This is a genomic window from Ornithinibacillus bavariensis (genome assembly GCF_018333235.1).
Lineage (GTDB): Bacteria > Bacillota > Bacilli > Bacillales > Amphibacillaceae > Ornithinibacillus > Ornithinibacillus bavariensis.
On record NZ_BORP01000030.1, the window covers coordinates 1 to 229 of the forward strand.

At 43.7% G+C, this 229-nt stretch carries 1 rRNA gene; it reads left to right on the forward strand.

What is annotated here, in order from left to right:
• Positions 1-98: 98 nt before the first annotated feature.
• Positions 99-229: ribosomal RNA gene (locus KI338_RS17630) — 16S ribosomal RNA — on the forward strand; the annotation flags it as partial.

Sequence of the window (229 nt, forward strand, 5' to 3'; positions counted from 1 at the left end):
AAAAACATACCCTGTTTTTTCTATTAATAATCTAAAAGCTAGCGTGCTTTTAGTAGCTAAGAATGTAATTGACTCGATCAATTATGATAAACAAACTTTTTTTGGAGAGTTTGATCTTGGCTCAGGACGAACGCTGGCGGCGTGCCTAATACATGCAAGTCGAGCGCGTGAAACTAACGGATCCCTTCGGGGTGAAGGTAGTGGATCGAGCGGCGGACGGGTGAGTAAC